General features: G+C 43.6%; 22 protein-coding genes and 3 pseudogenes. 9 read left to right on the top strand and 16 right to left on the bottom strand.

Features of this window, described 5'->3' with window-relative positions; genetic code table 11:
- Positions 1 to 77: 77 nt before the first annotated feature.
- Positions 78 to 641, bottom strand: coding sequence for a hypothetical protein (locus tag AB4585_RS02585; RefSeq protein ID WP_050645430.1), 564 nt, complete (start codon positions 639 to 641; stop codon positions 78 to 80).
- Between the two features lie 60 nt (positions 642 to 701).
- On the bottom strand, positions 702 to 2,210 hold the full coding sequence (locus tag AB4585_RS02590; protein WP_102321477.1) for a DUF3360 domain-containing protein: 1,509 nt from the start codon (positions 2,208 to 2,210) through the stop codon (positions 702 to 704).
- Positions 2,211 to 2,527: 317 nt separating this feature from the next.
- Here AB4585_RS02590 and AB4585_RS02595 point away from each other — a divergent pair, with 317 nt between their 5' ends.
- From AB4585_RS02595 to AB4585_RS02605, 3 genes are all read left to right on the top strand, one after another.
- Positions 2,528 to 2,866 carry a hypothetical protein gene (locus AB4585_RS02595; RefSeq protein WP_017059071.1) on the top strand — a complete coding sequence of 113 codons (339 nt, stop codon included), beginning with the start codon at positions 2,528 to 2,530 and terminating at the stop codon, positions 2,864 to 2,866.
- Positions 2,867 to 2,949: 83 nt separating this feature from the next.
- Positions 2,950 to 3,822, top strand: a complete 873-nt coding sequence (locus tag AB4585_RS02600) for a patatin-like phospholipase family protein (protein WP_372169350.1) — start codon at positions 2,950 to 2,952, stop codon at positions 3,820 to 3,822.
- A gap of 15 nt (positions 3,823 to 3,837) precedes the next feature.
- Complete coding sequence (locus AB4585_RS02605; RefSeq protein WP_372104618.1) at positions 3,838 to 4,206, top strand: hypothetical protein; 369 nt, start codon at positions 3,838 to 3,840, stop codon at positions 4,204 to 4,206.
- Between the two features lie 167 nt (positions 4,207 to 4,373).
- Here AB4585_RS02605 and AB4585_RS02610 read toward each other — a convergent pair whose 3' ends face one another.
- From AB4585_RS02610 to AB4585_RS02620, 3 genes are all read right to left on the bottom strand, one after another.
- The gene (locus AB4585_RS02610) at positions 4,374 to 5,054 is read right to left on the bottom strand and encodes a haloacid dehalogenase type II (RefSeq protein ID WP_017065459.1); all 681 of its coding nucleotides are present in this window, start codon (positions 5,052 to 5,054) and stop codon (positions 4,374 to 4,376) included.
- 197 nt (positions 5,055 to 5,251) lie between these two features.
- On the bottom strand, positions 5,252 to 6,055 hold the full coding sequence (locus tag AB4585_RS02615) for a MetQ/NlpA family ABC transporter substrate-binding protein (RefSeq protein ID WP_017059075.1): 804 nt from the start codon (positions 6,053 to 6,055) through the stop codon (positions 5,252 to 5,254).
- Between the two features lie 331 nt (positions 6,056 to 6,386).
- Positions 6,387 to 7,295 (bottom strand): dienelactone hydrolase family protein, encoded by a 909-nt coding sequence (locus AB4585_RS02620; RefSeq protein ID WP_017059076.1) that lies wholly within the window; start codon positions 7,293 to 7,295, stop codon positions 6,387 to 6,389.
- Positions 7,296 to 7,703: 408 nt separating this feature from the next.
- Here AB4585_RS02620 and AB4585_RS02625 point away from each other — a divergent pair, with 408 nt between their 5' ends.
- On the top strand, positions 7,704 to 8,330 hold the full coding sequence (locus AB4585_RS02625) for a type II secretion system protein (RefSeq protein ID WP_372169308.1): 627 nt from the start codon (positions 7,704 to 7,706) through the stop codon (positions 8,328 to 8,330).
- Positions 8,331 to 8,341: 11 nt separating this feature from the next.
- On the opposite strand, the gene AB4585_RS02630 is transcribed toward AB4585_RS02625, so the two are convergent.
- Positions 8,342 to 8,797, bottom strand: coding sequence for an Lrp/AsnC family transcriptional regulator (locus tag AB4585_RS02630; protein ID WP_017059083.1), 456 nt, complete (start codon positions 8,795 to 8,797; stop codon positions 8,342 to 8,344).
- Positions 8,798 to 8,939: 142 nt separating this feature from the next.
- On the opposite strand from AB4585_RS02630, the gene AB4585_RS02635 reads away from it, so the two are divergent.
- The gene (locus AB4585_RS02635; RefSeq protein ID WP_372169309.1) at positions 8,940 to 10,751 is read left to right on the top strand and encodes a PLP-dependent transferase; all 1,812 of its coding nucleotides are present in this window, start codon (positions 8,940 to 8,942) and stop codon (positions 10,749 to 10,751) included.
- Between the two features lie 116 nt (positions 10,752 to 10,867).
- Here the strand turns inward: AB4585_RS02635 and AB4585_RS02640 are convergent, their stop codons facing one another.
- Positions 10,868 to 11,110, bottom strand: coding sequence for a hypothetical protein (locus AB4585_RS02640; protein ID WP_017059085.1), 243 nt, complete (start codon positions 11,108 to 11,110; stop codon positions 10,868 to 10,870).
- A gap of 407 nt (positions 11,111 to 11,517) precedes the next feature.
- On the opposite strand from AB4585_RS02640, the pseudogene AB4585_RS02645 reads away from it, so the two are divergent.
- Together AB4585_RS02645 and AB4585_RS02650 are read left to right on the top strand one after the other, a co-directional pair.
- Positions 11,518 to 11,829 (top strand): annotated as a pseudogene (locus AB4585_RS02645) (biotin/lipoyl-binding protein); the annotation flags it as partial.
- A pseudogene (locus tag AB4585_RS02650) lies at positions 11,817 to 12,632 on the top strand (DUF2955 domain-containing protein); the annotation flags it as partial. The pseudogenes AB4585_RS02645 and AB4585_RS02650, both read left to right, overlap by 13 nt.
- On the opposite strand, the gene AB4585_RS02655 reads toward AB4585_RS02650, so the two are convergent.
- Positions 12,629 to 13,513, bottom strand: a complete 885-nt coding sequence (locus AB4585_RS02655) for a LysR family transcriptional regulator (RefSeq protein WP_017068567.1) — start codon at positions 13,511 to 13,513, stop codon at positions 12,629 to 12,631. The pseudogene AB4585_RS02650 and the gene AB4585_RS02655 sit on opposite strands and share 4 nt — an antisense overlap.
- A 164-nt stretch (positions 13,514 to 13,677) precedes the next feature.
- Here AB4585_RS02655 and AB4585_RS02660 point away from each other — a divergent pair, with 164 nt between their 5' ends.
- Entirely contained in the window at positions 13,678 to 14,178 is a 501-nt protein-coding gene (locus AB4585_RS02660) for a nuclear transport factor 2 family protein (RefSeq protein WP_017068568.1), read from the top strand.
- A 197-nt stretch (positions 14,179 to 14,375) separates the two neighbouring features.
- A complete protein-coding gene (locus tag AB4585_RS02665) occupies positions 14,376 to 15,122 on the top strand; it encodes a nuclear transport factor 2 family protein (RefSeq protein WP_017059089.1) in 747 nt (248 codons plus the stop codon).
- A gap of 156 nt (positions 15,123 to 15,278) precedes the next feature.
- Here the strand turns inward: AB4585_RS02665 and AB4585_RS02670 are convergent, their stop codons facing one another.
- From AB4585_RS02670 to AB4585_RS02705, 8 genes and pseudogenes are all read right to left on the bottom strand, one after another.
- Entirely contained in the window at positions 15,279 to 15,959 is a 681-nt protein-coding gene (locus tag AB4585_RS02670) for a GGDEF domain-containing protein (RefSeq protein WP_133151389.1), read from the bottom strand.
- A 198-nt stretch (positions 15,960 to 16,157) separates the two neighbouring features.
- A complete protein-coding gene (locus AB4585_RS02675; protein ID WP_244916968.1) occupies positions 16,158 to 16,535 on the bottom strand; it encodes a hypothetical protein in 378 nt (125 codons plus the stop codon).
- 249 nt (positions 16,536 to 16,784) lie between these two features.
- Positions 16,785 to 17,954: an MFS transporter gene (locus AB4585_RS02680; protein ID WP_102333225.1), complete on the bottom strand. Its 1,170-nt coding sequence runs from the start codon at positions 17,952 to 17,954 to the stop codon at positions 16,785 to 16,787.
- Between the two features lie 128 nt (positions 17,955 to 18,082).
- Positions 18,083 to 18,992, bottom strand: a pseudogene (locus AB4585_RS02685) (LysR substrate-binding domain-containing protein).
- Between the two features lie 200 nt (positions 18,993 to 19,192).
- Positions 19,193 to 19,372 carry a hypothetical protein gene (locus AB4585_RS02690; protein WP_017059095.1) on the bottom strand — a complete coding sequence of 60 codons (180 nt, stop codon included), beginning with the start codon at positions 19,370 to 19,372 and terminating at the stop codon, positions 19,193 to 19,195.
- A 63-nt stretch (positions 19,373 to 19,435) separates the two neighbouring features.
- Positions 19,436 to 20,161: a metallophosphoesterase gene (locus AB4585_RS02695; RefSeq protein WP_372169310.1), complete on the bottom strand. Its 726-nt coding sequence runs from the start codon at positions 20,159 to 20,161 to the stop codon at positions 19,436 to 19,438.
- A gap of 79 nt (positions 20,162 to 20,240) precedes the next feature.
- Entirely contained in the window at positions 20,241 to 20,735 is a 495-nt protein-coding gene (locus AB4585_RS02700) for a YcxB family protein (protein ID WP_372115178.1), read from the bottom strand.
- 235 nt (positions 20,736 to 20,970) lie between these two features.
- Complete coding sequence (locus tag AB4585_RS02705) at positions 20,971 to 21,909, bottom strand: LysR family transcriptional regulator (protein WP_017072042.1); 939 nt, start codon at positions 21,907 to 21,909, stop codon at positions 20,971 to 20,973.
- Positions 21,910 to 21,994 lie beyond the last annotated feature (85 nt).

Raw genomic sequence — 21,994 nt, forward strand, 5'->3', positions numbered from 1 at the left:
GGACAAAAATGGCGAGGTTAAATGTACTCATGATTCAGAAAAAAATAACGAAGTCTAACCTATCCATTACTACGAAATTACAGCTTTACGATGCCACGAGTCACTTTAATGCCACCAATTAAAGTAGAACCACCGTAGTCTTTCGCTAATCTTAATAAAGTGTCATGAAATCCATGATTTGGGAAAGCTTGTTCTACTTCTGCAATCATGGACTTAGGGAGCCCTTTTTTAACCATTCCTTTTGATGCATCAATCCAGTCCGCTTTTCGACAAGCTTCTATAACTTTTTCATGTGGACCTTTATACGGTGTGATTTTGTGATGCCAGTGAATAGCGCCTTTTAGAGCATCAGGGTCTAATCCCCAATTTTCCTTTTCATTGTCATTTAATGCCACTGCTTCTGATGGCTCAAGGTAAGCGAGTTCATGGTCAGTCCACAGGCCAATATCATGATAGACAAATGCGGTTTCGACTAACTTTTCAAATTGTTCATCATAATCTAGAAAGTGCATTGCATAAGTGATTGTTCTATAAACATGATTACGATAGCCAAGATAATCTTCCCCAATCAGCTCTTTATAACGCTCAAGTAGTAACTCTACCCGTGGTCTCTCTAGCTTTATTTGAATCTTACTGCCCATGATTATTTCCTTATTAAATCATCCTGTTGTTCATTGAGGAGTTTAGACCAAAAATCGATATTAACGAAAACTCGGGATAATCGCTGGTATGCCCGGTAGAAGGCCAACCAGCGCCATTACACCACTTAGCACAATAAACATAATGCCAGGCAATACCCAGCGGCTCATTTTACTCAGTTCACTACTACGTTCTTTACAACCGACTAAGCCTAAGTTATCTAACAGCATGGTGAGAGCCCAGCCAAATGCAGGGTTAACGAGCGCTGAAGAAAATACAACAATCGCTGCCGACTGTGTGGTTTTTCCTTCACGCGTCATTTCCATTCCAGCTTCTAGCAATGGAACAAATACCCCAACAATCAGCGCCACACACAGTACAGGTTGCCAGATAGCTAAATCCATCGGGTAGCCCCAAACAGCAGCGATAATACAGAACAGAGCTGTGAGCAGCGCGCCGGCAGGAATAGGGCGTTTAGCAATCGCAGCCGGTACGATATAAGTCCCCCATGAAGACGTAAAGTTAGTACCGCCAAGCAGAGAACCGAACGTTTGACGAATTGATGCCGTGGTCATGGTGTCGTCGATGTTCATGTGTACTTTTTCGGTACGTTCTGGGTAGCTGATCTTTTGGAATACTTGATGCCCTAAGAAATCCGGTGACCACATCGCTACGGCTAGAATCGCAAACGGCAATACCACCATGAAGTGTTCAATCGTTGGTAGGCCTAACATCCAACCTGTATTTTCTCCCCACCAATACATAGGGTTCATGTTGGGCAAGCCTGGCTCAGTGTGGAAAGCAAATGGGGCGCCCATGGCAAATGCGATCGTACCACCCAACAAGCAGCTAAGAGGTACTGCTAACCAACGTTTGCGGAAGTGTTCCAGTAGCGCGTACAAGATAATGGTGCAAAAGATCACCACAAACGCGATGTGGCTCATACCGATTCCTTCAGCCCAAGCGAAAAGCTTTTTCACTTGAGAGGCGGTTCCAACAAAGCCGAGGTAGAGCAATAAGCCGCCACACACGCCTTTACTGGTGAGGTTGGCCAACATGCTGCCACCTTTACTGATGGCTAAGATGAGGCCAAAAGCGCCAATCAACAGGCCAAACGCCATCGGGTGTCCACCTGCTGCAACCACAATCGGAATCAAAGGGATAAGTGGGCCGTGGGTCCCTGCGAGGTTTGCAGTCGGCAATAAAAAGCCAGAGAAAATAATAATGAAAACAGAGGCGATGAGCAGTTCATAACGAACGTTTTCTAGAATGAAGTCTTCATTTAATCCGAGAGCCCCAGCAAAGGTGGCTGCAATCGCGCCCACCATAACCACTTTACCAATGGTCGCCGCCATCGCTGGGATGGTGTCTTCTATCTCAAATCGATAATCTTTAAACGGCAAATTTGGACGCCAGCGCTTAGGCGACATGATTTGCAATTCGTGTTCTAGATACTGTTCTCGGGATTCAAACTCTGAGCTTGGTTTATGTTGTTGTTCATAGGTGAGTTCATCCTCATTGGCTTGAGGCTTCTCTGTTTGTATATGTGCGGACTCTAAAGTAGTGCTCATTTTGATTCCTTTCGTTCACACTCTTAGGTGTGTTATTCCAACAAACGTTGTTGACTCACGGTATGAAGTGCAAACAATGCGTCAACTTATAATTAAAAACCCATTAACATTTAGTTGTTAGTACCTTATACCAAACCAAAAAAAACAAATAGACTCAGTCGGTTAGACATTAGTCGTAGAGTCGGACGACTAGTATTAGACCCTGTAGATAGTATGTGTCTGGTTATTTGTAGTCCCTTAATTTCTCCCACGTTCTGCACTTGATAGTGATAGAATCTCCGCATTAGAGTTATCGAGAAACTAGGTATTTATAAACAATGTTTATCCATCACGTAAATGGCATCGACTGGCTGGTAATTACAGCCTTTGAAGAACTGAAAACTATGTTTATCGAAGATGCAGGCCCAATCCCAGCTTGCTTTTCTACCGCCAGCGAGTTGAGCCTGATTGATCAAGCCAAACGCAGTTATGGATTTTTGCCTAAACTCCGCGGTGTGATCACCGATACCGGCACTTTTCAAAGTAGAGATATTGAAGAAGATTTGAACCCACAGCTTGCGTGTATCGTTGAAGGGCGTGGTCGGGTTTTTATCTATCACGGCGACTACGTGGCTTTTGTCGATGACGAGCAAACCTTCATTACCCGTATGGACTGAGAGTGATTCAGTGAGTTGAGATCGGCGAATTGGTAAATCGGCGAGTTAGCCCACCTAGAATTTAAAACTAAAGGATTAATATGATGGCAAAAACGATCTCATTGGTACTTGGCAGTGGTGGCGCAAGAGGCTTGGTTCACGTTGGAGTCATCCGCTGGTTAATTGAGCATGGCTATCAGATAAAATCCATTTCTGGCTGTTCAATTGGCGCACTTATCGGTGGTGTCTACGCTGCGGGCAAGTTGGATGAATTTGAAGAGTGGGTCACCAGTATCGATCAAGGTGATATGGCGATGTTGTTGGACTTTTCATGGCAGTCGAGTGGTATGTTCAAAGGGGACAAGATCATCGACACACTGCGTGGGCTGATCGGCGAGATTTCAATTGAAGATCTGCCTATCCCTTATACCGCAGTTGCTGCCAACGTCGCCGAAGAAAAAGAGGTTTGGCTGCAATCCGGTTCTCTGTTTGATGCCATTCGCGCCTCCATCTCTTTGCCACTGTTCTTCACTCCACATGTCATTAATGGTGAAGTGCTGATTGATGGCGGAGTGCTCAATCCCGTACCGATTGCGCCTACCTTTAGTGATAAGACAGACTTTACTCTGGCTGTGAACTTAGGTGGTGAACCCGAAATGCTTCAACAGGAAGTGATATCGGTTTCCCTACCAACAAAAGAGAGTAACCTGCATGAGAAGGTTGTTCACTTTATCGATAATCTCGGTAACAGTGTAAAAAGTAAAATGAGCTTCAATTTTGCTGCTTACGACATTGCCAACCAAGCGTTTGATGCGATGCAATCGACCATTGCTCGCCAGAAGCTGGCCGCTTATCCCGCCGATATTACGCTTGAGATCCCACGTAATGCTTGTGGCACCTTAGAGTTCGATCGCTCACAAGAGATGATAGACAGAGGTTACCATTTGGCACAGGCTAAACTGGGCAACCGACTTTAATGTATTTTCAGCTGAATGAGGGTATTTATGGAAACTGAACTCAAACTATCTGAACTCAAAGAATTGGTCACAACAAAAGATGTCATCGTGCTCACCAGCATAGAAGAGCCTGCTGTATCTTGGTTGATAGATTGCTATCAAGAGAATGCTGATATCCAAATTATCGAGAACGCACACCAACTAGATACTGAAGCGGTTTTGGCGCAATGTCGAAGCAGCCTGAGTGAAAGTAAAAAGGTAATACTTACCGCGCAGTTTCGTAGCCAACTGCCTATCATCAATATCGCTTCACTGTGTAACGAGAAGCGCAAGTCATTGACCAATATTGAGTTATTAGGCTGGGATGAAGACAAACGCGTTCCTCATTCTTACAGTAGTTTCTAGCTTATATGTGTTGCTAGGTAACTGCAGTTTTTAGGTAACCGACAGCGTCTCTATAACCAGAGCAGTTCAACACAAGGTTGATCAAAGCGGTTAAGTCAGTGTCCGGAATTTGTTGACCACTACAGGGTGGTTGTATCGAATCAGGAGTAGAAAAGTCTCTTGAGATTTTACTTGTCTAAATTGTGCTTAATTATTTGTTCCACCACACCATTCATCGTCCTTGAGCTAATCTCCGGTTTCAAATACAAGGAATGATACTCAACTCCTGTTCGGTCTATATAGGCTGCTTGTAAGCCAGCGGATAGCGCACCATGAGTGTCCCAATCATGAGTAGCGACAAGACGAAGGTTTTCGACAGGCTCTTTTAAAGTTTCGGCTGCAAAGTTATACACATCTGAATTGGGTTTGAAACTGCCTGTTTCTTCAACGGAAATGACGGTGTCGAAATAATCTTCTAAGCCTGAGTTCTTGATTTGAGAAGTGATGAGATCGAGGGATGAGTTGGAAAAAGCGACGGTTTTAAACCCGTTCTCGCGCAATTTGAGCAAAGACGCTTTGATATCTGTGTGCGGTGGTAGATTGGCAAAAGAAGTTAACAAGGCACCTTTGCTTTCCGCCGTTAAATCACACTTGTACCGTTGTGCAATAGCGTTGAGCGCTGCATTCGCTAATTCAGAAAAAGTAGATTTTACGTTTGTTGCGATGCAAACCGTTGAAGAGTGTAAAAGCTTTGAAAACCAAAGTGATAATGCATCCTCCTTTCCAAACACCGCTTTAAATTTAGGCTGTAATGACTCCAAATTTAAAACCGTTTCGTTTATATCAAAAAGTATCACTTCTTTTTTCATGCAAAGCCCCCAGATTTAATTGAATTTTATGCTTACATAATCTGCTCTGACGATATGGTTTTCAACCTCCATTCAAGTAACTAAAGCTTTGCTCTCTAATTTGAAAAGAAGCTGGAATGCGTCAACGACAACCCGCCAACTCAAATCTGGCGTTGCTTTATGAGTATCATGCAACGCCAAATCTGAAACGATTTAGCTTAATTTGCGGCTTCGATGGTGCCTTTGAAAGTGCTGTCTAAAAAGTCATTGATCTCTTGTGAGTGGTAAATTGAGATAATCTTTTTATACGTTTCATTATTTTTGTCTTCTTCTCGCGCCGCAACAACCATCACTGCTAAAGGTGCGTCTTTTTTCTCTAAGTAAATGCCTTGTTTCTTAGGGTCGAGTCCAGCCGACATTACATAGTTCATGGTGATTGCAGCAGCATCTACATCGTCAAGAGAGCGGGGTAGCTGCGCGGCATCCACTTCAACAAATCGAATGTTCTTCGGGTTGCTAACAATATCGTTTAAAGACGCGTTGAAACCAGCGTTGTCTTTTAATGAGATCAGCCCTGCATCTTCAAGCAGTAATAGTCCACGCCCGCCATTCGTTGGATCGTTTGGAATCGCGATTCGAGCGTTTTCGGGAATAGAATCAAGCGAAGTGTACTTGTTCGAGTAAACGCCCATACGCATCAAAATTGAACGTCCGATAGAAACTAACTGGCTATCGTGATTGGCATTAAAGTTATCGAGGAATGGCTGATGCTGGTAACTGTTCAGTTGGATACTTCCATCATCTAATGCTGCGTTAGGGGTGATATAGTCTGAGAACTCGACGAGTTCAATGTTTATCCCTTGCTTTGCTGCTTCTTTGGCAACAGCTTGTACAACTTGTGCATGTGGGCCAACTGTCGCCCCAATCTTGATGACAGCCTCGTCTTTTTTTCCACATCCTGTTACACCGAATACGAAAGCTAATGCCAACAGGGATGCTGTGATTTTTTTGTAGCTGTTCATGATAACTCCATTTAATAAATAAAAGACATGTAGACGTCTAGCTATCTATATTATCTATTTGCGCGATCGGGTCAATAGGTTTGTTTGAAGCGAAGTTACATTGATGAGCGGTTAAGTCAGTGAATCAACGAGGCTTCTGTACGTGAGACTCGACCGACAATCCCCTTCTAACCCCCTTGGTTTACATCTCAAACCTATTGTTGGTAATGGGAAAAGGGAGGAACTGATTACCGACCAACAAAGGCCTCGCGAGTGCGAGGCCTTTTGGGTTTTGTAGGGAATAGGGCAGTCACTCGGAATCTAAAGAAAACGGGTTCAGTAAAGCTAACTATTAAGAAAGCTTTTGGTTAAAGAACTCAAGTGTACGTTTCCAAGCTAACTCTGCTTCTTCTTCAGCATAGCGGCCAGTTGAATCGTTATGGAAGCCATGGTTCACGCCGTCATAGATGTAAGCTGTGTAGTCTGCTTCGTTCTCTTTGAGTTCGGCTTCATAATCTGGCCAAGTCGCATTCACGCGTTTATCGATTCCCGCAAATTGGATGAGCAAGGGGCCTTTTACATTTTTTCTTAAATCTGGTGCGGCAGGAGTACCATAAAATGGAACGCCTGCATCGAGTTGCTCTGGCATGACAGCGGCCAACATATTCACGATATAGCCACCGAAGCAGAAACCGACTGCGCCTAGCTTACCGTTACTTTTTTCATGGGACTTCAAGAAGTTTGCCGCTGCGATAAAGTCTTCTTCGATTTTCTCTTTTGATAGCGACTTCTGCATCGTTCGACCTTCATCATCATTACCTGGATACCCGCCAAGCGAATAGAGTGCATCAGGTGCAAACGCAATAAACCCCGCCGCTGCGAGTCGTCTTGCCACATCCTTTATGTATGGATTGAGGCCTCTATTTTCATGAATGACCAATACAACAGGCGCATTGCCCTCTAACTCTTTGGGTACAACCAAGTAACCATAGCCTTCGCCGTGTCCTTTAGGTGAAGGAAACTTCTCGTAGGTTGCTTTGATGGAAGGGTCATTGAAAGAGACTTGCTCTGCCTGCGCATAATTAGGAATCAGTGCAGAAGTTAGCGTCGTCATGGTTAAGCCAAGTACAGCTAGCCCAGATAGACGAGCCATAAACTCTCTGCGATCAATCAGGCCGTGTGCATATTCGTCGTACCAATCAAATGCTTCTTGAGGGATAGATCGAGTCGGCGTTGATTGAGATTCGGTATTTGGATTCATAACTTTTCCTTGTTGTGAGTTGTTTGACCAATCAACTATAGTGGAAAATTTGATATAATTGAACGATCGCTCAATAACTTTTGAGCTATTTGTTATATCAAAGTACAAAAATTAGATGACAGTCCGATAAAACGATCACTTCGAATCGATTTCCATCGCTTTGGTTTGTTTTACGGAGCAATTCAATACAAGGTTGATTTGAGGGTTAAGTCAGTGAAGTCGGGTGTGATGATTGTTTGTTTTTAGGGAGGCTCTAAATCGAAGTTGGGCACATTAGAGCTAGGCTTATTTTCCGCAGACATGGACAAGTAAGTTTCAATGCAAAACGCTTGATTTTACTCTGGTATAATCTTTCTCATAGGGACGACCTTAGCGTTATCAGAACCTTCTTGATGAGAGATAAAATAGATGTTGAAACTTCTGCGTCAGATAAAAAAATGGAAACTTGTAACGTTTGGCTTACTGATGCTCATTGCCGCTTTTTTTATCTACAACCAGTTCGGGAACCGTATGTCCCGTGTCGACGAGGCAAAATTTCTAATCGGCCAACTGAATACTGTTTTGGATGCCGCTGAGCAATATTCTCGTTATAATGGCTCTCTGCCTCCTATTGCTTCCGATACCGATACGAACTTCGGCTACTTAAACATCAATCACTTAATTGCAAATCCGGGCTTATCCACATGGAAAGGGCCGTACCTACCTTATGAAGATACATGGATAGGTGGCGATCAGTACATCGACCACCCAGATTACATAGCAACGCAATTACTGCTTAAGGAAAAGGATAGTCTTTGGATAAGAGGAAGCTCCGAGACAGGTTGCGAATCGTCATCATCCACTTGCTCTGTTGCAGCTTGTATCTGGTTGGTACCAACAAAAGTCGCACAAGAAATTAATAAGATTGTGAACGGCAGTTCGAGTATAGAAAGCTCAGATGCGACAGGAAAAATACGTTACGAAAAAGCTTTTGGTGGCGCTCTTATCTGTATGATTGGAGATGATTATCCAATGCCTTCAGCACAGACAAATTAAGTCGTTTCTAATTACCTCACTGGCAACTTGGTCTTAGTTTTTACCTGACCGAAGGCGAAGCTGGATTCAATAGAAGCAATATTAGGCAGGCGAGTTAGTTGTTTACGGATGAACTGCTCGTAGCTTTTTAGCGATTCACTGACTACATGCAATAGGTAGTCGTGATTGCCCGTCATCAGAAAACACTCTAACACCTCGTCAATAACTTCAATGTGCTGCTCAAAGTCTCGCATGTTCTCTTCTGTCGGCTTTTCAAGTTTCACCAACACAAACACATTGACTGGCAGGCCACACGCTTCTTGGTCGACACTGGCGTGGTAACCACGAATTATCCCTTGTTTCTCTAATGCTCGAACTCGGCGTAAGCAAGGAGAGGGCGACAGTGCTACTCGATCGGCCAACTCTTGATTAGACAGCCGAGCGTTGTTTTGCAGTTCAGCCAGTATTTTCTTGTCGATCTCGTCCATTGGCATAATCCATCAATATTGAATTTAGTTTGGCAATATTATTGCTCAAAGTGTATGTCTTACTTCGCAAATAGCAATTTTTAACATCTGCCCAAAACTAAAATTAAAGAAGGAACAACAAGCATGGAATGACTTAGGAATTATGAATACTTCAACTCAACTTAGCCCGCTGCGTAAAACCACCAAACACGAACAAGCAGAAGCTCTTGCCGTTGAGCAAGCAAAGCATTTTGGTATCGACCCAAATAGCGATTACGGCATCACGCTGATTGAACTGGCGACGACACTGTACCAAGCCAATACCAAGACACACGATCTTTGGGCATTGACGGTTGATGGACTTTCAGAGCTCGATAAAAGTGACCGAATCGCTTGGTTTAACGCCAAACGTTTTTTGTCATTCCAGATCGCTAAGATCCTCGATAATCTGCAAAACCCAATGCGCGCCACTTACCAGTCTATTGCCACCAATAATGGTAATTTTGCGTCTAAAGGTGCGTATCCAATTTTCGATAATGTCGCTGCTATATTTTCTGCAAGCCCTGTGATTACACGTACCGCGACCTATTTGTTTGCGTGTACAGAATGGATTGAAGATGCGTTTAACGGTAAAGAGCCGTTGCACGATATATATTCTCGACTGCTTAACCCTACATCGATTTCACTGGCTAACCATATGGTTGATATCGAGGCAGGCTCTAGAGCCAACGAATACCTCGCATGGAACTTTAACTCGGGTATGGCGGCTATTGATGGGTTGTTGAGCCACTTGCTCGGGCATGAAGACATTGTTTTGGCTTCACGCAATATCTACGGTGGTTCTTACCAGCTGTTGGAAGATTGGTTTGGAAAACCTTCTAATCTGAATGTCGCGGTAGAGTGGGTGGATGGTTACTCCGGTGATGAGTTTGCGACGCGCCTTGATGAGGTTGCTGATAAATACGCAGATCGCATCGCTGCAGGTAAGAAAATCTACGTTTACCTAGAGTCACCGTGTAACCCGCATGGATACGTGTTGGATGTTGCTAGCATCAGTAAAGCTGGTCACTCTCGTGGTTGGGACGTAATTGTTGACTCGACAGTGGGGACTCCATTGCTGCATCCAGTACTAAAACGCGACGATGTGGCTGAAAGACCCGATTATGTGATTCACTCCTACACCAAAGAACTGGCGGGTTCTGGCACCACAACCGCTGGAGTTGTGATTGGCCGCAACGAGACCATGTTTATTCCAAAAGGAGAGGAGGTCACTTTCACCAAGTCCAACGGCGATGAGGTCACCATTCCATGGAACGAAACGCTGTTTTGGAATGTGTACTACATTAAGGGCGCATTCCTAGACGCAGACAAAGCGTTTGAAGTGCTCAATGGTATGAAAACGTATGAGATGCGAGTGGTGCAAAAAACGATTAATACACTGACTCTCGCGAAGATCTTTGATGCTCACCCTGACATCAACGTATCGTGTCCTGCTTTGCCAGACAGTGACAACTATGAACACTGCCAGAACAACATGTACTTGGGTTTGCCAGCGGCGCTTTTCACAATCGATATGGAAGGTAACGGCGATCGTGCGCCAATCAATCGAGATGGATTCAAACAGTTCTTCGACATGCTTGAGCCAGCAATCGGCATGCAAGTGAGCTTAGGGCAAACCAACACCGTGGCGCTGTGCCCAGCCCTGACTACGCATTCAGAACTCAGTGATGAAGCGCTTAATGAAACAGGCATCAAACCGACCACAATGCGTATCTCTATTGGCTTGGAAGATCCGAGAATGTTCATCGCTCATATTGTCGAGGCCGCTAAATTGTCTATCGACCGCAACCACGTAGATTTCTCATCCAGCTTCCCGAGTAGTGACAATATCGATGAAATCTATATGCAAACTTATATGGACGTACACCAGAGGTTTGTGAAAAGCTTGCCGAAGTTCAGTGAGCTGAGTCAGTAACTTAGGTCAGTTAACAAGATTAGTCAGTTAAAGGCCGTCAATAAAAAAGCACCCAGCTGACTCAATAGTCGGTAGGGTGCTTTCTCGATGATCATATTGGTTTACCAAGTCACTTACTATTTAGGCTGGTGGCCTGTCTTCTTCGCAAGTTCTTGCATAGCCTCGGCAAACGTAGTTGTTCCGCCTTTCGCTTTAACCTGAACCACCTTATATCCTTGGCTTTCCAGCGCTTGGCGCTCTTCTAAAACGGCTTTGTCATCTGGTTGACTGCCTTGCACAGGCTGATGAATGTAATACCCTTCTAATTGACCATCTTCGACCAGTTGGTGGTGTTTCAGTGCATTGATATCAAAATTCATAGTAAGTCTTTTCGCTTTAAATGGAGAGTCTCTGTGGCAAAGGCCGTGAGTCTTTATAATTTTATGGTTTGTACAATAGGCATTTTAACCATAAGAAGCTAGTTCAAATTCAGTAATCTAATGGAATGTAACTGGGTACGGCTTACTTCTTCAATCTTTTATTGAGCGTAGGGAAGGAAAGGGGATGAACGGAATTCTAACGTTTCAATACACCCTTATCTGACCTTTTCGCTCAACCATCGAGCGAAATCGGTACAAATCATAAACCTTTCCAAATGTGGAATCCACACTTCTTTTATTGGCTCTATTTTCCAATTGTGAATGGTTATAACCTAGTTTTCGTAGAAAAGAGGATTGAATAAGCCGTGAGCGCGGCGCTTTATAACGAATGAAAACTAGGCACAAACATGAACGAAAATTTTTATAGATACGCAATTTACACTGTTTTTTCAGCGGCAGCATTGTTCTCCGCTTTTTTAGTCACCTCAGATAATGTTTCCCCTTTCACCACTCAAGCGACTTTGTATCGTAACGTGGCGACCATTGCGCCAGAAGTGTCCGGCGTAATTACCGACGTCATGGTTAGTAATGGCGAGTTGGTTGAAAAAGGTCAACCATTATTTGCTATCGATGCCAGTAGCTACCAATTGAAAGTGGCACAAGCGAAAGCCGAACTGCATCAAGCGCGTGACTCTGATTCAGCAAAATGGCAGCAAGTACAGCGTTGGTGGTGACTGAGGTATTTTCACAGCATCCGTTTGTGGTGTGGACCATTAGCCTGTTCTTCTTCGATTTTATGCGTCGTCGAGCTACTACACCGGCAAAGAAAGGTCAAATGTTGATGCCAACTTTCAACTGGATTTTGATTGTCGTGTTTGCTCAGCACACCACCATGGATATGCCGATGCGTATTCATGAAATTTTGTTATCCATGTTGATTACCATGGTAGTAGCAAAAACCATGGTGGCTCTGTTCCCTGTTGAGCAAGGAAGCAAGCCTCCTGTATTTAAAGAACAGCCTGTCACATTTGAGAACAGAGCAATTTCACTCGCGTTGATTGGTCTTGGTTTGGCATTCTTGATGATTGTCGACATCATCTCTGCAACGTTCTGCATGGTGCCAGTGATTGCTGCTGCAACCCAAACCACACACAAAAGCTTTATCGACGTGGTTGACCGCCGTTTTCAAACTCAAGTAGGCGGCTGTGCAGTAGCCGCGGTGTTCACCTTGTTGATGGCAGGGCATCAGTCTACATTCGGTTACTACACCATAGTGTTGGGTTTATTTGCCTTTATGATCACCGCATCAATGGCCAAAGCGAAAGGTTCAGCCAGAGACATTCATGCCGATGCGTTATTGGCGACTATGCTGCCGATTCAGTTGTACATGACCAGTAGCAATTTAGGGTTGGAAAGTACCTTCCTACGCGCTTGGGAGCTGACTGTGACTTTGTTTGTGCTGTGGGCTTTGTGTCATTTTGTTCGTAAGTCTAATGATGAAGAGCCGGTACTCGTTCTCTAATAATCAAATCCGGCCAACCGATTATGGTCTGATTTGATTGCGCCTTTCATAAAATTAAAAAATGCTTTTACTCTGGCTGAATCTTCTAAATCTTTATGAGTCATCATCCATAGGTCTGTATTTTGGTGCATCACTTCCATATCTACTCTTTGCAGAGTTCCCTCACTGTTACCTAAAAAGCAGGGTAAGTAGGCTAACCCCATCTGATTTTCAGCGGCGATGATCAGGGGCTCAAAAGAGTCGGCTTTCATGACAATTTTGTCTTCTGAAATCAGTTCAGAAACCTGTAGCGAAGCACTGCCTCTATGCATCATTAACCAAGAAGCAGACTTTAAGGGGTGCTTACTCTTAAGGCCATTTATATATTCTGGCGATCCGTAAACACCAAACGCAATTTTACTTAACTTGGTCCCAACCAAATGGGCTGGCAACTCATTTGCCGGGCGAATCGCGATATCTGCATCTAGGTGCGAAATATCCAATTGACGAGATGTGAGGCTGAGTTCTAACTGAATTTTTGGATAAAGCCGATGAAAAGCAGCCAAATGAGTACCCAGAATGAGACGAGATAAGGCGTCGGTCGTCGTTATTCTTAGCGTTCCTTCTAGCTTCAATTCCTGTCCAAAAACCTTGTGTTCCAATTCTCTTACTGTGGATTCGATAGCGAGAGCTGACTCCAGAAGCTTTTGTCCTTCAACCGTTAGTTTGTATCCGGTAGGAAGTTTGTGGAAAATTCGTAATTTGTGACGATACTCAAAGGTGTCAATACGACGTAAAACGGTGCTGTGGTTTACACCAAGTGCTCTTGCCGCGGCCGACAGGGATCCTTCATTCGCCACTGTTAGAACATATTGTAGGTCATCCCATCTTATGTTGTGCATTTGCGCATATCCAACGTGTTCAATTAGTGAGTTTACCAAAAATTTAGCACAGCTATAGTTATCTCAACAAGGCAACAAACAGAACTGAAGTTCAAAGCATGCACTGATGGCACTTTTAATCTCCCACGCATTGAGCTTCAAAATTGACAATCAGGAGAAAGAAAATGTTAAAGAAAAATCTACTTATCGGTCTAGCGAGTCTTCTGGCTTTCTTTCAATTCACTCCAGCCTTTGCAGATGAAACAAAAGCAGTCGATTCAGCAAAGACACTAGAAACGGCTCAAGCATTCTTATGGGCGGCAGGCTCAGGTGATATGGCAAAACTCGAGTCATTAATGGCCGATGATTTTGTCTGGCACAACGAAGGTGACGCCGACATCCCTTGGATCGGTAACTGGGAGTCAAAAGAAAAAGTGCTCAACACTTTCTTTCCTCTATTTGGCGCAGGTTTGAAAGTCACAAGCTGGTCAACAGACTATAGTTTTGTAAACGGCGACCAAGCAGTATTCATGGGCAGCATGAGTGCCATTGCGAATGAATCTGGTGTAGACACGGGTAAATTCAGCTGGGCGGTTCGAGTTCAGGTTGAAGATGGCAAAGTGAAGAGTTGGAACTGGTTTGAGGATAGCTACGCAGTATCTAAAGCTTATCACGCCAAACAGTAACCACAGTGACCAATTAGGTTGTAAAGGCTCGATATGCTGTAGACGTATATCGAGCTTAACTTGGTTTTGAATAGCGACGCGAAGAGCCTATTCAACAATCCGACAGTTAAAAGGACACCTGAGACAATCTAGTTCTGAGTTTCAGTGTACGAGCCAAATAACGTACTTTGGCACTATTAAGTTTGGAGAAACTATCTATGAGCAATAAGCTAGCGAATGCGACTAATCTGTATATGGAAGGTATCCGAGATGGTCATGCATTAGAGGCGGTAACGAAGTACACCGGTCAACGTTATACTCAACATAGCACTGGGGTTCGCAACGGTATTGATGGTTTTGTTGAGTTCTTCGAACCGTTCTTAAAACGCTGCCCTGTTAGAGACATAAAGATCATACGTTCAATCGTCGATGGCCAATTCGTGTTTGTTCAAGCATTCCAAGATATTAATAATGGCGAATATAAGTGGGTGACTACGGATCTATTCGATACCGATAATGACGATAAAATTATTGAACATTGGGATGTGATTTCTGCCTTCGAAGCTCAACCGACGGAAGGGGAAGGTCGACTGCAAGGGCCAATCAATCATACTGACTTAGATAAAACAGAGGAGAATAAGAACCTTATCCGTGATTTTTTATGTGATGTCATGGTACTAGGGCAGAAAGACAAGCTATCAAAGTATCTCCAGCACGAAGAGCTAGCCGTTTATCAAGCCTCAGATGTGAGCCCTTTAGATAGCTATATTGGTGGCTATGACCAAGTGTTCAAGATTGTCGGTCAAGGTAACTTCGTAGCAGCTTACAGCCGAGTTATTGATAATGGTCTCGAGGTTGCGCGTTTTGATCTATTCCGAGTTGAGGGAGGTCAAATTAAAGAGATATGGGTAAACCAAGAGCCCGTGCCACCAAAAGCAGAATGGGTAAATGGCGGGAAGTTCTAGAGTCGCTTTAAGGGAGTTACGCCAATAATGCTATCGCTAAAACAAACCGAAAAAGCGCATCCTTGCTAACCTTACTTGTTGTTTGTGTTTAACTTCTTGAATCTTAGCCAACATGTTTTGTGATGGAAGAGTATTTACACTGTTTTACAACTCGCCTTAACGCTCAACAATGCAATCGCGCCCTTGAGATTTTGCGTCGTAGAGGGCGTTATCCGCTCTTTTAATTAATGAATTCCAGTCATCGTTTATGAGGGCTTGAGTCACTCCAATGCTGACAGTATACGTGCCAGAAGAGAGCTCTTGATTGGAGTTGTGTTTTGCGTGGTTTCTTATTCTTTCAGCTATCTGCATTGCTTGAACTTTATTCGCTCTAGGTAACATGACAACAAACTCTTCTCCACCATAGCGAAAACAGAAATCGCTTGTGCGGCATGTATCTTCAAGAATTTGACCAAAGTGCTTAATCACATCATCTCCCTTGTCATGACCATAGGTATCATTAATTTTTTTGAAGTGATCTAGGTCGGCAATCAGTACAGAAATGTCACTCTCTCGGCCTGGTTGAACAAGCTTGGGTATCAGTTCTGCTAGGCCTCTACGGTTATAAAGGCCGGTTTGTTCATCAGTGATCGATGAACGATAGGTCTGCTTCAACAAACGATCAGTTAAGATCCAAAACACTGAAAATGCGAGGCTAACAATTGTGATTGTCATGATAACGAAAGACAATTTATGAATATCTGATATCAGGTAATAGTTCGAATTCGTTCCTTTGGTATGAGCAAGTACGCCCCTAATTGCCATATAGAGAATGTTGATAAACAGGGTCAGATTCAACAGACACTTTGCTTCTCTGTTATCGTGCTTTTCCCCTGAATAGTTTGCACAGAGGGCTAAGATACATATCGTCACAACGAGAATACTTCGAGCCTCGATCCTAGAAGTAACAGAAGGCGCAATTAGGGCGCTATAAAGGAAGAAGCTAATGCCAAGGTGCGAGTTGTTCCAGAGCCCGACCTTGGCTTTGTTATACTTTTATTTTAGATTCTCTAAACCCGATGTATCGACGCCTTTTAAGGTGTCTTTTGCTACTTCATCTAAATCTGTCGTTGTCGATTTTTGAGGATAACCAGCAGCGGCACCTTTACCGATCGCTGTTGCTTCTGCTTGTAGTTTTTTCCCCTCAGATTCACCCGCGATCCAGCCTTGTTTGTAGTCACTGTCTGACTCAAAACGCTTCCCATCTTTTATGTAGTTTTCGAAGCTATTGCCGCTTTCTTGCATGCCGCTATGCCTACCGTCATGAAAACCTTGTATGTAAGAGGTGTTGTGACCACTCTCAATCAAAGCACTATCACTTGTTCCGCATCCGGACAAAAGAAAAACCAATAAGATTAAAAACAGTTTATTCATACTCAAAGCCTCGGAACTCAGTCGTCTAAATGATAAGAATAGACCAAGATCATCTCGCAAAGGCATAACAGCGCTCTAGGCGGGAAAGCTTGTTTGAGAATCATGATATTCAAAACTTGAGAGAGTAGAGTTACTACTGCCTTATTAGATCTAGAACGATAGCAAATCACTGGGTGGTAATTTGCTATCAATTACAGAGTGAATATCCGTTGTGCATATTGGTAAGTTCAAGAATTAAGATGAGGTGACTTATTGCTTATTTGAACGGTTAACGATAAAACTCAATATCACGACTGCAATACTAAAGCCCACAACACCAATCCAACCCGCACGTTCAAATACCTGAATTCCCACAAATGAACCAAACGCACCACCGAGATAGTAGCCAAGCATATAGATTCCGTTGATACGACTTTGAGCTTGTGGGTCAATTGAGAATACGCGTACTTGGTTCGATACTTGAGCGCTAAATACCCCAAGGTCGATGAGAATGATACCGACGATCAATCCAGCCAATGTGTCAGCGAAAAGCCCCGATATAATAAAACCAGCAGTAATAATAACTAACGCCATACTGATCATGTTTCGAGAGCCAAACTTGCTCACCAGTGACCCTGAAACTTTTGCTCCAATGACTCCAGCAAGAGCAATAACACCAAACATTCCTGCCTGTTGTGCATTGTAGTTAAACGGAGATTCACTGACATGCAGAGCTAACGTCGCCCACAGCGCATTGAACGAAGCAAACCAAAGCGCGCCAGTTAAAGCGGAAGTACGCAGTGTCGCATGCTGCTTGATTAACGTGGCCATGCTCGCAACCAGTTTAAGGTAAGGTATTTTCGTTGTCGGCGTGTTCGTCGGTAAAAAGGCATACAGCAACACACCAAAGACCATCGCAATAATTGCTGACATCATAAATACCGCGCGCCACCCAAACTGCTCACCGATGAACCCACTGAGTGTACGCGAAAGCAAGATGCCCACAGTTAGGCCTGTCATTAATGTGCCAATGACTTTTCCTTTCGTTTCTGGAGTACTTAGTGACGCTGCAAATGGAATCAGCTGCTGAGTGATGTTGGCACTCAAACCAATCGCAAAACACGCAACAACCAGAGCCACTAAGCTAGATGCAGTAAACGCGACAAAAGATGACAACACCAACATGACAGACAAGATCGCTATTAGGCGTCTGCGGGGTAACGTGTCTCCTAAGGGCGATAAGAATAGCAATGCCACGGCATAACCAATCTGACCGGCAGCTGGCACTGCGCCTAGCTGTTCGCTTGTTAACCCTAGCTCTGCGCCGATCTTAGGTAAGATGGGTTGGTTATAATAAAGGTTTGCAGCAGTTGCCGAGACTGCGCTCGACATCAGTAATAAACGTCCTGTGCTCAACACTTCTGTAGTCAATTTTGACATGGTGACACCTTAACTTTGGTTCATCGTTTTAATGAATGATTTCGATGAGCTAAGTCTAAGGTTAGCGATTGAATAACAAAAATAACCATTTGATTTAAATTCTATACGAATCTGGTATAGATAACTTTCTAAGCCATGTTTTGTTGAATCGCCTCAATTTCACTCTGTACGACAGCAACAAAGACACTGGCTGTAGGGAATAGAGTATGCGAATGGTGTGTCATCACTAATGGCATTTGTACGTCCACAGATTCAAGATTAACAAATACACATCCCTCACTGCGTAAATCACGAATTGCATGCGGTGCGATAGATACACCTAAGCCAGAAGAGACTTGGGTTAACACGGTTTGCATGTTGTTGGGTTGTTTTTTTATATTTGGAGAGAATCCAGATAGGTCACATTGAGTAATGATGGAGTCAAATAATCCTACCGCTTGTTCACGTTCAAATAAGATGAAAGGGTCTTGCTGCAGTTGTTTCATTTGAATGGTGGTGTATTTAGCCAACTCGTGGGTGACGGGCAAAACAGCAACAAGCTTATCTGTATAAATCGTCACCGAGGTGTAATCATCAACAAGCAGGTTCGGCAGTGGGCGAGAGAAGCTAATATCGATTTCTCGTTTGTCCAGAGCTTCGATCTGTTCAGAAGCCGTCATCTCAACAAGATCAACATCAATATTGGGGTTTTCAGCAATATACTGTCGAACTAAACGAGGCAAAAAGCTCAGAGTTGCGCCTCCAAGATAACCAATAGTTAAAGTACCAATACAACCAGAAGAAGCTCGAATCGCGGACTGTTTTGCTTGTTCCGTTTGTTCGATGAGTCTAATCGCATCTTTAAGTAAGTGCTGCCCTGCGGCGCTAATGACGACTTCGCGAGATGTACGGAAAAAATAGGCTCACTCCAAGTTCGTGTTCAAGGCTTGTGATATGGCGGCTAATGGCAGGTTGAACGGTATTTAACTCTTTTGCAGCTTTTGAAAAACTTCAATGTGTCGCGACAGCCACAAAGCTTTTTAGTACTTTGATTTCCATATAGCCTCAATATAAACCTAGGTGATAAAAAAGCGCTAACTTGCGCCTATATTGCTTTTATTATCAATCACAAAGACCTTGCTAGCAAACCTTAGGGTAATAACGTTTGCAAGGCTCTGGTCACTTGTGAGAGTGGGGCAATAATCCTACGTATTCAGCTTTCAAGCTTTCTGTTTTCTAGATAATTCTTTTTCAAACTTTTAGTTTTCGAGCTCTTCGTTTTCGAGATTGCGCCGAACTAAATCGTGCATTTGTTTTACAGTCATCAGTGCTAACCAGGTAATTTCTTCTACTGAACGTTGACCCGTTGTGGAAGTTGGGTTGTGGGCTTCAATCACAGATTGATAAATTGAATCGCCGCAAGCCTCTTCTATTGGCATAGCTCTATATAGTTTGGTTTATTTGAAAGCTAATCTATGAGGTTTAAGACAGTAAGATAGGGTTCAAAAATAGACAGCTTGGTAGTTGATGGAATCAGTACAGAACGAGATTCGACTTAATCCTATCTTCTCGCTGCGATTGTATTCATTGATCGAGTGGTCAAAGCCATAGGCTGTCGACGGGGCCATATATTGAGTTATGCCTTGCTGTGTCGCTGTTATTTCATCATGGCCATGACCGCAGAACACGTCACGAACGCGATATTTTTGAAGCACTTTCATCACATCAGTATCGTCCTCTAGGCGGATCGCTTTCATCCAATCTGCACCGACTGGAATGACAGGGTGGTGAACAACCACGGTAGGATCATTGGCCTTTCTCAATTGTTGTTTTAGCTGAGCCATGCCGCGGTTATCAATACGCCCTGAACCAAGTGGGTGGCGGCTGTCTAGCGGCTTGAAGCTTGAGTCTAGGAACACAAACTCTCGTTCACCGATGGTGGCTTTGTCGGTGACATAAATCGTCGAGCCTTTTAGCTCTGTGCGCATTAAGCGAGAGTCATCATGATTACCCGCAATCACGTAAATGGATTGGTCGCTAATGTGTTGCCTAATGAATGCCTCTAATCGAACGTAGTCGCCAGACTTTGGGTTACAACAAATATCACCAGTCAGAAAGATGGTCTTGCATGCCGTGTCTTTGTTGACGTATTCCAGTGCTCTGCGCAGGTTCTCATAGCTGGATTCATCGGAAAGGTGGCAATCACTGATTTGGTACACGGTATTCATTGTTATTGCCCGGTAATTCGATACGTAGAATTAAAAGTGATAGAAAAATGCCTGCTAAATCAGCAGGCATTTATTGGTGTTATTTCGCTTTTGATGCGGCGTGGTGTTCAATCATGAAGGCAATAGCTTCATCGTTTAAACAAGATTTACTCACATATTGGCGCTGTTTACCGATATGCAGGATAAAACCAAGATCGGTCTGCTCAAGTTGGTCGATGTCACTCCACGCGATGGTGTTGGTCGCTTTGTGGTTTTTGTAACTTACTCCGTTAGCGTCACCTTGAAAGACGATTTTGCTGCCTGCGCCTGAGCTGATTTTTTGTCGCCATAACCACCAGGTTCTTTTGCAGTACACACTGAATGCTTCAATCACACTCAAAACAATAAAGAACCAGCCAACATAGCCGTTAGGTAATAGTTCAAATTCCAGTAGAACCACACCAAAAATAAGAAACAGTATTCCTTTTAAGTAGGCTTTTGGAAATTGAGTCGTAAGGCTAGTTTGATCATAACACTCCGCGAAAAACGTCTTGTCGAGTTTGTATTCTGTAGTGAAACCGGGTTCTTTAGACATGTGAGGCTACTTTATGGTTCTTGTTAATGGGCTTTCTTTGAATTGGTATTTCATGCTGCGATCTAGCAACTCCAGCATTGTATCGCTTCTCAGCACTTTTCTTTAGCGGTTTTATGTCTCTTTTGTAAATCAATAATACCGTCAAGGTTTGCTCTTGTTAGTACAATATCTTGATGCTCTCGGATTGGCAGAGAAAACCCAAGCAGCTGGTGGCTATTGATTGGATAAAACTCGATTAAATAGCATCCCAGTAGCATGAGTTCTTGTCGCTTGTGCTGCTGAATTTGTCTGCTAGAAAATCAATTACGACCCTGACTTTTGCCGCCAGATTATCAGTATCAAGATAAAGGGCGCTGATCGATTGTTGCTCTAAACTGGTCGAAACTTGGTAACCGTCCAGTAAAGGGACAAGTAAACCACTCTTCAATTCTTTCCCAATTAACCAAGTAGGAAAGACGACAATTCCACTTCCACCGACCGCACTCGCGACCAACGTTTCTGCATTGTTGCTGTAGAGTGATCCTGAAACTTCATACGGCTCTAATTTATCTTCACCAATAAACCAGCGTTGAAGACCATTTGGTCCCTTAAACACTAAACAGTTATGTTGTTTGAGTTCTTCTGGCGTAGTTAAGGTGCCATAAGATTTGAGGTAGTTTGGACTTGCAGCCATGACATAGCGCTGCTTAGCAAAACGCTTCATCCTTAAAGAAGAATCTTGCGGTACACCAATGCGGATCAGTAAGTCGATAGATTCAGCAGCGGGGTTTACAAATGCATCCGTCTGCTGGACTTCCACCTTGAGAAGTGGATACCTTTCTAACAGTTCCGCGAGATATGGCGCGATGTGGAGTCGACCAAAGGCAACCGGCGCGCTTATTCTGACGGTGCCACGAGGCGTGTCTGCACGCTGTTCAATGCGTTCGACAACCGATTCATACTGATTGATGATTTCGGTGCAATGCTTGTTAAATGCCACACCTTCATCAGTAAGAGAAATTGAGCGTGTATGACGATGTAAAAGTTTGGTTCCGACTTTCTCCTCGAGCTGCGCCATTTTGCGAGACACCGACGATGGTGTCATGTCTTGGCGACGTGCCACTTCAGAAAAGTTGCCAAATTGGGTGGTCATCAAGAACAGTTTTATTTCCAATAAAGAGACATCGTAATTCACAAGCTTTCTCCTACTTTTATTAGTCAAAGATTACGTTCTAAACATAAAAAAAGGCAAGCTAATAGTTAGCTTGCCTGAAGGTTCA

The sequence above is a fragment of the Vibrio sp. 10N.222.49.C9 genome (genome assembly GCF_041474985.1).
Classification (GTDB): domain Bacteria; phylum Pseudomonadota; class Gammaproteobacteria; order Enterobacterales; family Vibrionaceae; genus Vibrio; species Vibrio crassostreae_C.